Annotated in this window: 8 protein-coding genes and 2 pseudogenes; 2 read left to right on the plus strand and 8 right to left on the minus strand. The window is 40.6% G+C overall.

What is annotated here, in order from left to right; translation table 11 throughout:
- A partial coding sequence (locus tag ON073_RS19580) for a TRAP transporter substrate-binding protein (protein WP_274763563.1) occupies window positions 1-862 on the plus strand: 862 nt, incomplete at its 5' end.
- Window positions 863-893: 31 nt separating this feature from the next.
- On the opposite strand, the gene ON073_RS19585 is transcribed toward ON073_RS19580, so the two are convergent.
- From ON073_RS19585 to ON073_RS19610, 6 genes and pseudogenes are all read right to left on the minus strand, one after another.
- Window positions 894-2,036 (minus strand): ABC transporter permease, encoded by a 1,143-nt coding sequence (locus tag ON073_RS19585; RefSeq protein WP_274763564.1) that lies wholly within the window; start codon window positions 2,034-2,036, stop codon window positions 894-896.
- A complete protein-coding gene (locus ON073_RS19590) occupies window positions 2,033-2,962 on the minus strand; it encodes an ABC transporter ATP-binding protein (RefSeq protein WP_274763565.1) in 930 nt (309 codons plus the stop codon). The genes ON073_RS19585 and ON073_RS19590 overlap by 4 nt, the downstream gene beginning before the upstream one ends.
- Window positions 2,959-3,897 carry an HlyD family secretion protein gene (locus ON073_RS19595; RefSeq protein WP_274763566.1) on the minus strand — a complete coding sequence of 313 codons (939 nt, stop codon included), beginning with the start codon at window positions 3,895-3,897 and terminating at the stop codon, window positions 2,959-2,961. Before ON073_RS19595 ends, ON073_RS19590 begins: the two co-directional genes overlap by 4 nt.
- A 185-nt stretch (window positions 3,898-4,082) precedes the next feature.
- Window positions 4,083-5,262: pseudogene (locus tag ON073_RS19600) on the minus strand (NAD(P)/FAD-dependent oxidoreductase).
- A gap of 82 nt (window positions 5,263-5,344) precedes the next feature.
- Window positions 5,345-5,617, minus strand: a complete 273-nt coding sequence (locus tag ON073_RS19605; protein WP_394228488.1) for a c-type cytochrome — start codon at window positions 5,615-5,617, stop codon at window positions 5,345-5,347.
- Between the two features lie 351 nt (window positions 5,618-5,968).
- Window positions 5,969-6,511 (minus strand): DUF2058 domain-containing protein, encoded by a 543-nt coding sequence (locus tag ON073_RS19610; RefSeq protein WP_274763567.1) that lies wholly within the window; start codon window positions 6,509-6,511, stop codon window positions 5,969-5,971.
- Between the two features lie 178 nt (window positions 6,512-6,689).
- On the opposite strand from ON073_RS19610, the gene ON073_RS19615 reads away from it, so the two are divergent.
- Entirely contained in the window at window positions 6,690-7,832 is a 1,143-nt protein-coding gene (locus ON073_RS19615) for an MFS transporter (protein WP_274763568.1), read from the plus strand.
- Here the strand turns inward: ON073_RS19615 and ON073_RS19620 are convergent.
- Window positions 7,818-8,309, minus strand: coding sequence for a prolyl-tRNA synthetase associated domain-containing protein (locus ON073_RS19620; RefSeq protein ID WP_446728547.1), 492 nt, complete (start codon window positions 8,307-8,309; stop codon window positions 7,818-7,820). The genes ON073_RS19615 and ON073_RS19620 overlap by 15 nt on opposite strands.
- Window positions 8,299-8,479, minus strand: a pseudogene (locus tag ON073_RS19625) (hypothetical protein); the annotation flags it as partial. The gene ON073_RS19620 and the pseudogene ON073_RS19625, both read right to left, overlap by 11 nt.

Genomic DNA, 8,479 nt, shown 5'->3' on the forward strand with positions numbered 1-8,479 from the left:
ACAACTTGTTGAAACAAATAGCAATGGGGAACTAAGTATTTCTTTGCATTTTGGTGAGTCATCAGAACACGATATTGTTTATGACCTTGCTGAAGGCAAAGTTGATATGGGATTGGTTGCTATCAATAATTACACTCCATTCGCACCTTCCGCAGGTGTTTTTGCGTTACCTTATTTGTTCCCAACAGTAGACTCTGCAAAGCAACTAATTAACAGTGAAAAAATGAAAGATATATCATCAAAAGCTGCACTGGAGTCTGGTGTCAGGCCAATATCATTTTTCATTGGCGGATACCGAACACTGCTAAATAATAAATTAGCTGTTAAAACAACTTCTGATTTAGCCAATTTAAAGATTCGCGTTCCACGAAACCAATTAATGATTGAAGCTTTTCGTTCTTGGGGTGTTGAGCCTTATCCAATTGCATGGCCCGAAGTTTACCCTGCACTATCAAGTAACATCATACAGGGTATGGATAACCCTTTAAATATCGCAAATGCAGGGATCGGGAAAGAAAAGCCGCTGTGGCAATACTACAAATTTGCGACAAAAATTAAATATTTTCTGTTTACAGCACCACACCTAATTTCCGAACAGTCGTTACTTTCTATGACAAAAAAGCACCGAGATATCGTGCTTGAAGCAGCAAATGAAGCGCAAAAGTACTCTTGGCGCCAAACACAAACAAAAGAGCTAGAACTTATAAAGCAAGCAAAGAACGGAGGTATGATATTTATTGAGCCTTATGATGAGCCATCAGATTGGCAAGCAAAAGCCAAGGCAACTTGGCCCAAAATGTACTTTAGAGTAGGCGGGAAAAAGCACGTTGAAGAAACAGTGAAAACAATTAATGGTCAATAGTTTCAGCCTTTCACTTAAATCATAACTGCCCTTAATCTAACCGCTTTTTAAAACGCAATGACGCAATGACCAAACCGAGCAAGGTAAAGCCCATTAACCAAAGGGCATCATAGGTCATCTCAGTCACTTCTACATCGCGCAGTACAATCGCTCGCATAGCTCGAATGTAATGGGTTGCAGGTAACCCTTCGGCAATATACTGGGCGACTTCCGGCATGCCTTCATAGGGGAACATAAAACCTGAAAGTAAAATAGACGGTAATAGCACAAACACCGTTAATTGCATGGCTTGCAGTTGCGATTTTGCAATTGTCGAAATGATTAATCCTAATACCAAGCTGGCTGAGATAAATAACAAGGTCATCAGCGCAAGCTGTAATAGCGACCCCACCACTTTGACATCAAATACTAAATAACCCAGCGATAAAATAATGGTTACTTGCAGTGCGCCAATAAAAATATACGGAATAATCTTCGCAAGCATCAACTCAAACGAGCTGATTGGTGTATTAATTAGCATTTCTAAATTGCCCCGTTCTCGCTCGCGCACAATTGCCGCGGAGGTAAACATCACCATGGTCATAGTCAAAATTACGCCAACTAACCCTGGCACAATATTCACGACACTGCGCTGTGCAGGATTGTAATATGGCGTTACCGCAAAGGTGGTGACTTGCCGATTAACAGGCTGCTTCATTAGTTCACCGAGCGGCATATTGGCAAGCCCTTTAATTGCCCCTGTGATCATTGTGTCTGAACCGTCCACCAGCCATTGTCCAATCGGCCTAACCAACTGGTAATTACTTGAATTTGGCGTTGCGTTGCCTAGTGCTTGATGGCGAGAAAGACGCTCAGCAACGTCGCGTGGAATAACCAAAACGGCTCTTACTTTCGCTTGCGCCATGGCTTTTTCCGCCAAAATAACACTGGGATATTTGGCAACCACTTTAACCGTTTGACTGGCTTCAACCGTTTGTGTGAGTACACGACCAAGCGCCGAATTACTTTGATCTACCACCGCAACGGGGATATCACGAATTTGTGTATTAATCGCAAAACCAAATAATAGCAACTGCACTAAGGGGATCATCACCACCATGGCAAAGGTGGTTTTGTCGCGCTTGAGCTGAAGCAGCTCTTTTTTAACAATCGAAAAAATACGAGATAGATTCATACAGTTTGCTCCCGATTGCGCTCACCCGTTACACTAACAAACACGTCTTCAAGATTTGGGCGCACCGCTTTAGCGGCAACTACATTGTCAAATTGCAAAAGCCATGCTTCAGCATCATTAACTGAATTATCAACAAGTACTCTCAGCCTTGCGCCAAGCTGAGTCGCAGAATGAATATGCTGATGTGATACTAAGCTGCGTTTAGTACTGCGCGAATTGTTCACCTCTACTTCAACAACTTGGCAATTAAGATTAACCATTAGCTGCTCAGGTGAATCATCGGCACGTTTAATGCCTTTTTCTAAAATTGCCAATTTATGGCAGCGCTCAGCTTCATCCATATAATGGGTTGAGACCAAAATGCTCGTGCCCAACTCACTTAAATCAAATAGCTTCTCCCAAAAATCGCGGCGATTTTCAGGGTCTACAGCAGAGGTTGGTTCATCTAAAAAAAGTAACTCAGGTTTATGAATGGTGGCACCCGCTAAGGCTAAGCGCTGTTTTTGCCCGCCACTCATGCTGCCAGCAAGCTGATTTGCTCTTGCTGCTAAATCATAAATTGCTAACAATTCATCAATACGACTGCGTTTATACTGCCCTTTTAAACTGTAAGCATCCGCTAAAAAGGCAAGATTTTCCGCTACCGTTAAATCATCATAAAGTGAGAATTTTTGCGTCATATAGCCAATTTTGTAACGCAGTAAGTTAGCTTGTTTTGGTAGTGATAAACCAAGTACCGAAACTTCGCCACTTGTGGGCATTAACAGCCCGGTTAGCATACGAATGGCGGTGGTTTTGCCGCAGCCATTGGGCCCCAAAAAACCGTAAACTTCACCTTTATTTATGGTTAAATCAAGCTGATTAACAGCGATTACTTCACCAAACTGTTTGGTTAATCCGTTAGCATTTATAACCGCATCACTCATGGTAGCGCTGCCTCAACTGGCAAACCAGAGGGTAAATCTTTGTATTTTGCTGGTAATTGAACTTCAGCAAGATACATTAAACGGGTGCGGTCATACTGGTTAAGACCATAATACGGAGTAAAAGCAGCTTCATGGGAAAGCCAACGTACTGTGCCATTTATTTGCTCTGATTGCTCGGCAATAGTAAGCGTTAGGCTGTCGCCCACTTTTAATTTTGCCCGCGTTTGTTGTGGCAAATAAATGCGCGCGAAAGGTGCTTCGCCAGCAAGCACAATCGCAACAGGGCTACCTAAGGTAACTCGCTCTCCTAAGTTCCAAGGTAAGTTATCCAAAAGGCCATCTCGGGTTGCGGTGATATTAAGTTCGCTAAGTAATTTTTCTTCTGCGCTAAGTAATGCTTGCAGGGCTTTAACATTTGCTGCGGCGACTTGTAAATCTTCTACTCGCGTGCCATTGGTGAGTTCAGTTAATTGTTGTTTGGCCGCTTCAACATTAGCGGTTGCTGCATCTAAATTGGCTTTTGCACTGTCTAGGCTGATTTTAGGTGCGAGATCTTTTGCCACAATTTCAACCGCGCGGTGGTAGTTCTGCTGCGCCTCTACCAAGTTGGCTTTATTAGCGGCAAGCGTGGCTTGCGCTCTTGCCACTTCTTCTTCGCGGGCACCATTTTTAAGCTTAATAAAATGTGCATTCGCAGACTCTAAATCAGCTTTCACTTTGGCAACACGGGCTAATTGCTTGGTATTATCTAATTGCGCTAGCACATCCCCTTGTTTAACCATGCTGCCACGTTCTATTGGCAGCTCAATCAACACCTCATTTACTGTTGCCGAATGGGTTATGCGATCTCGCTCTAACGTGCCAAGAGCAACACTCTGCTCATCACTGCACCCAACTAATAAAACGAACACTAAAAGACTAAGCCACACTTTCATCAGCCTGAACTCCCTATCAAAAATAAAGGCGAGTCTTTAAGCTAACAAAAAAGCGTGAAAAATAAACTATTTAAATTGTGAAAGGAATGTTTTTAATGAGCAAACATGGATTACATCAAGTTTGCTCAATATAAAAGGAAGGGTTGAAACTGAAGTCGGTTTAATTATGAGAGATTCATTTTCAATTAACAGGCTTGCCCACACGCCCAGCCGGAGCTCCAAGCGAACTGGAAATTATAGCCCCCGAGCCAACCAGTTACTTCGGTGACTTCACCAATAAAATAAAGTCCTTTAACTTTATTCGCTTCAAATGTTTTAGAGCTTAATTCGGCGCTATTTACACCACCTAAAGTAACTTCAGCAGTTCTGTAACCCTCTGTTCCATTAGGTTTTATTTTCCAGTTATGAATAAAATCAGATAATTGCTCAATTTCAGTATGAGATAACTGATTAATCGCTTTATCAGGAATATCACCACCAGTTACTAAAATTTCAATAAAACGCTTTGGCAACAAACTTCCAAGCATATTTTTAAGTGATTTTTGGCCATTAGATTGACGTTGTGTATGAATTTCACCCGCTAGCTCTATCTCTGGTAATAGGTTAATTGATACCGCCTGACCCGCACGCCAAAACGATGAGATTTGCAGTATTGCTGGCCCCGATAAGCCACGGTGGGTAAATAAAATATTTTCTTTAAACTGTGTGCCATCTTCGGCTGTCACGATACTCGGTACACTAATACCCGATAAGGCTTCAAAACGCGCCTTATCGTGTTGATGAAGCGTAAAAGGCACTAAAGCAGCCATTGTTGGCAATACATCTAAGTCGAACTGCTCTGCAATTTTATAACCGATTGGTGTAGCGCCTAGTTTTGGCATAGTTAAACCACCAGAAGCCACCACCAGCGATTCACAGCTATAGCTTGCTTCACTGGTTATTACGGTAAAGCCTCTTTCGCTTTTTTCCACGCTCAGTACTTCTTGGCGAAGTTGAATTGTCACCCCCGCCCATTCGCATTCGGTTAATAAAATATCGACAATATCTTGCGCTGAGTTATCGCAAAATAGCTGACCGAGTGTTTTGTGATGATAGGCAAGACCATGGCGATCAACCAATTCAATAAAGTCATGTTGGGTATAGCGGCTTAAACACGATTTAACAAAGTGCGGATTGGTACACAGATAATTTTCTGGTGAGGCATTTTCATTGGTAAAATTACAAGCCGCCACTAATCAGAATTTTACGGCCCGGTTTTTTACCCATATCAATCACAGTTACAGAGCGTCCACGGTAACCTGCTTGTGCGGCGCACATTAAACCTGCGGCGCCTGCACCAATTACTAATACATCAACCTGAACCATTTTTATTACCCGCTTCGCTATTTTGGCCGCGCATTATAAACAAAAAAAGCCGCATCTGCGGCTTTTTAAATCAATAAAGTAATTATTTTACTTTAGATAAATAATCAGCAATTGCTTCTAACTCTTCATCAGTAACATTAGCAACCATTGCCTTCATCGCAGAAGCCATGCCATTGTTGCGCTTGCCAGATTTAATGTCTTTCATTTGAGCTAAAGCGTACTCTTTGTTTTGACCTGCAAGTTTAGGATAAAGAGGCATAATTGGTGCTTTACCTTCTGCGCCGTGACATGTTTGACACATTTTCGCTGTATAAAGTGCAGCACCATCAGCTGCGATTGCGTTACCAGAAGCCATACCTACAAGTGTTAAAGCAGCTACACTAAGCGTTTTAGAAAGTTTGTTCATATTATAATTCCATCTCAACGGTAAATAATTCTCAATTGCAATATACTTTTGAATCAATAAGTTAAAGCAGTGCTAACCCTATTGTAGACCACTATCATATGGTTTTGTAAAGGCTTATCTGAATAAAAAACAAACAAACATTTTAACTTTATAGAGATAGCAAAAGATTCTATGCGTTTGATCAAGTTTAGGATCAATGAATTTAAGAGAAGATAGCTTAGAGCAGAAACAGCGTTTTATATTTCAAAAACCAAGTAAAAAAAATACCTCAACAAGTGAGGCATTTTTTAAAGCGTTTAATTACCACATGATGTCATCTGGAATTTCAAAGTCCGCATACGGGTCATCTTCGTCTTTCTCTTTATTTTCTGGCTCAGCATGCAGCACTATGTATTTTTCGTCTACTTCCGCTATTTTACGTGCTGGCTCATCTGGTAAGACATAAAACTTACCTTCGAGATAACAAATCGCCAATAGGCCTTTTACTAATTGTTTGTGCGTGATTTCGTTTACGTCTAGCTCTTTAATTTTACTTTCAAATGTAAAATTAAAGGTAACATCACCATTAATTTCGTCTTGATTATGATGCTCAAGAATTTGCTTCACACGTGCAACTTGCTCTTTTTCTTTTAACTCAGCTTGCTTTTTCGCATTAACCTCAGCGGCTTTTTTAACTTGCTCAGCTTTAGTTTGCTCAATGTGCTTTTGCAAATCGGTTGGGTTACTGGTTGCACCTTTTTTCTTTTTCTTTTTGTTTTGCTTACGTTTTTCGGTACTCGCAACCTTCATTTTATGCTCAGTAGTAAGGCCTGCTTTAAGCAACTGATCTTGTAATGAACCCATGATTAATTCTCTTAATAAACGATTACCCGTATTTTATAACAGCCATTCACTAGATGTGAAGCTAGGTTAACTTAAATCAAGAAAAAGTTAGATACCTGCAAGATTCCTTTGCCAAACCTGAGACGCTGCAAATAAAAATAAGGTACACTTTACTTGTTATAAACAACCCTCTCTCACCATGAAGTTTATACATTTATTATTGTGCTCGGTTTTTACCTTTTTTGTACTGTACGGGCCACAACCTATTTTGCCTTTGCTTGCTAAATCGTATCAGTTAACGTCAGCAGAGGCAGGTTTGTTAATGACAGTGACCATGTTACCGCTGGCAATTGCGCCTTTGGTTTATGGTTACTTATTACTGCGTGTTAATTCACTTTCGCTGCTTAAAGTTGCCCTATTGCTACTCGCAATCAGCAGCGCACTTTTACCGCTTGCACAAAGCTTTCAACAGTTACTTATTATTCGGTTTTTACAGGGTTTACTACTTCCGGCAGCACTGACTGCAATGACATCGTACATTGGTGAGCATTACCGCTATAGCTACTTAAGTAAAGCGGTAACAAGCTATATTTTAAGCACCATCGCAGGGGGATTTTTAGGCCGAGTAGTCAGTGCATCTATCAGTGAATATACCCACTGGCAAGTTTACTTTTATCTACTGGCTATTGTTTTATTGTTGTTATCACTGAGCCTTGCAAAAGCAAAAGTGCGAGATTATGTAGGCCATAGAAAGGAACCGGCTTCACTTAAAGAAAACTTACACAAGGTTGCTAAAGGCGGCACGCTGTATGTTTATAGCGCAGTATTTGGTATGTTTTTTTGCTTTACCGCACTATTAAACTACCTGCCTTTTATTTTGCAAAATGATTATCATTTTACCAGTTCAAAAGACATCGGCTTAGTTTATTCAGGCTACTTAATCGGTGCCTGCTTTTCTCTTTTAAGTTCGCGACTTCAACATTTAGCAAAAGGTAAAATAAATTTACTGGTGATTACCTTTGCAATTTATGCGTTAAGTATTAGTAGTTTATTCTCCGTTCAGTTTACGTTGTTTTTTATTGGCTTTACGGTTTTTTGTGCAGCAATGTTTGTTATTCATGCCAGCGCATCAGCCCTGCTTAATCAGGTTAGCCGAGCGCCAAGCTCATTAACTAATGGCATCTATGTCTCTTTTTATTATTGTGGTGGCACTTTAGGCTCGTTTTTACCAGGGCTGATATATCAACACTTTAGCAAAAACGCATTTTTACTGACGTTGCTGCTGGTTTGCATCATTTCAGGGTTGTTAGTCACTCAGTTTAAACGTTTACAAGTCAACTAGTTCAACCCTGTGATTGGAGTATTCAAACACTTTAAGTAAGTCGCTTTTTTGCATTAGCCAAGTTTGCGTATTTTCAAACGGGTGACAATGAAATAAATCTGCCTGCCAAAGTTGACTATCAACCCATAACTGCACAGCATTATCTTTATCATTTAAAAGCGCCAACATAGATACACAACCTGGTTTTACTCCAAGATACTTCGCTAAACGCTCATTTGATGCAAATCCCAAGCGTGATAACCCTTGCGCTTTTGATAACGCTTTTAGGTCAACCTGCTTATCGGGCGAAGTAATAAGTAAAAAGTGACGCTTGCCGTAATTATCCCGCAAAAAGAGATTTTTTAAGCGCGTACCAGGGCGCTCAAGTAATAAACGGTCTGCTTCTATGGCTGTGTGTAGTGCTGGGTGAGATATTTTCTCGCAATCTATATTCAGCTTAGAAAACACATTTTCAAGCAATGAAATATCAGTCATCACAACGTCCGCTCAGCCTTACACTGTAATCACGCCATTTTACTTCTACAATTTGATAGCTTTGTTGGCAGTAATTTTGTTTTTTAAGTTCCGCCTCTAGCTGCATTGCGGCTTTGTCTTCTAAATCCATTTTTAACGACGATGAATCAACAAAGTTTTCTTGCTGCAAAAGT

The organism is Pseudoalteromonas sp. G4 (assembly GCF_028875915.1).
Lineage (GTDB): Bacteria > Pseudomonadota > Gammaproteobacteria > Enterobacterales > Alteromonadaceae > Pseudoalteromonas.

Coding starts and splice junctions, on each gene's coding strand:
- ON073_RS19605 (WP_394228488.1), bottom strand. CDS start 5,617: ATGGCTTCTGGTAACGCAATCGCAGCTGATGGTGCTGCACTTTATACA.
- ON073_RS19610 (WP_274763567.1), bottom strand. CDS start 6,511: ATGGGTTCATTACAAGATCAGTTGCTTAAAGCAGGCCTTACTACTGAG.
- ON073_RS19595 (WP_274763566.1), bottom strand. CDS start 3,897: ATGAAAGTGTGGCTTAGTCTTTTAGTGTTCGTTTTATTAGTTGGGTGC.
- ON073_RS19585 (WP_274763564.1), bottom strand. CDS start 2,036: ATGAATCTATCTCGTATTTTTTCGATTGTTAAAAAAGAGCTGCTTCAG.
- ON073_RS19615 (WP_274763568.1), top strand. CDS start 6,690: ATGAAGTTTATACATTTATTATTGTGCTCGGTTTTTACCTTTTTTGTA.
- ON073_RS19590 (WP_274763565.1), bottom strand. CDS start 2,962: ATGAGTGATGCGGTTATAAATGCTAACGGATTAACCAAACAGTTTGGT.